Below are 1,384 nucleotides of genomic sequence, written 5' to 3'. Positions count from 1 at the left end.
CTTACCGACAAACAAGCCTAGCGCGATGCCAACGGGGACGTTATGAAGCATTTGCTCTAAACCTATACCTGATAGATTGATTCCAGCATTGGCGAAGGCGAAGACGGGGAGAATTCCAAAAGCAACGACTGAGTGAAGGTCATGCTCCAGATCTTTAAGCGGCGAGAACGAAGGGTTCTCTCTAGATTTCATAGGAATGAATATCGCTAGAACTACACCTGCAAGTGTCGCATGAACGCCCGATTTAAGCGTTGCAACCCACATAATGATACCGATAAAAATATAAGCACTTTTGGAGATGACATTTCGTTTGTTCATGATAATTAGGAAAGGGATGCAGCCTGCAACGATTATTAACGCGCTTAGCGATAATTTATCCGTGTAAAACAATGCGATGATCAGAATCGCGCCAATATCATCAAAAATTGCTAAAGAGGTAAGGAATATTTTAAGTGAGGTAGGAACTCTGGAACCAAGAAGCGTCAGGGCACCAAGGGCAAAAGCAATATCGGTTGCAGCAGGAATGGCCCAACCACTAAGGGCCTGAGGGTCTTCGTAATTAAAGTAAACATATATAAGTGCAGGAAATAGCATGCCACCCAGTGCGCCGATTCCGGGTAAGACTATATTTCGCTTGTCGGAAAGTTCGCCTTCTAATAGCTCTCTTTTTAGTTCTAATCCGACTAAAAAGAAGAATACCGCCATCAGGCCATCATTAATCCATAGCAGTAATGGCTTCGCGATTTCCAGTGCGCCAATCTTGACTTCTACAGGGGTTGATAGCAGCAATTCATAAATTGAAGATAAGGGCGTATTAGCAAACACTAAGGCAAGGACTGCTGCAAAAATTAGTAATATTCCACCGGCAGACTCAAGCTTAAAAAAGTCAGAGATAAAGTTTTGTGGATGGTTGTTTTGTAAAGAATTCATGATTAGCCTTAGACCTTACTTATGCTTATATCTTAAGTCGTAATTTACTTGGTAGTTACTCAATAGGGCATTTATTACCCAGTTCATCAATGCATACAAATGTGATTCGAGTTTCAAATAAAACTGTATCTTTGTCTTCGCGAGCGTTTCGTACTGAAATAAAATAAGTAATTGAAGAGTTTCCCTGTCGCTCAAGGTCGACCTTAAAACAAATTATTTCGCCACAGTCGATTCGATGTTTGAATTCAACATTATCGAGTGCAACGGTAACGAATCGCAGCCCTGGGTAGTGAAGGGCGGCCGTCATATAGGCGACTTCGTCTATCCACATCAGCAAGTTGCCACCAAACAAGGAGCCTTGGTGGTTCATATGCTCAGGTAATACTAACTTATGATGTTGCATGCTGAGTAAAGCTTTAGTTGCTTCGTGACTCATTGCATCTCCTTAGATAAA

Annotated in this window: 2 protein-coding genes; both read right to left on the bottom strand. The window is 41.8% G+C overall.

The features are described 5' to 3' along the window. The coding region (nhaA, locus tag A3761_RS19330; RefSeq protein ID WP_068750709.1) for a Na+/H+ antiporter NhaA at positions 1-930 on the bottom strand (930 nt) is incomplete at its 3' end. 55 nt (positions 931-985) lie between these two features. Then, positions 986-1,366: an acyl-CoA thioesterase gene (locus A3761_RS19325; RefSeq protein WP_197470105.1), complete on the bottom strand. Its 381-nt coding sequence runs from the start codon at positions 1,364-1,366 to the stop codon at positions 986-988. Positions 1,367-1,384 lie beyond the last annotated feature (18 nt).

The organism is Oleiphilus sp. HI0123 (genome assembly GCF_001635315.1).
This window is presented reverse-complemented; position numbering and strand designations above follow the sequence as displayed.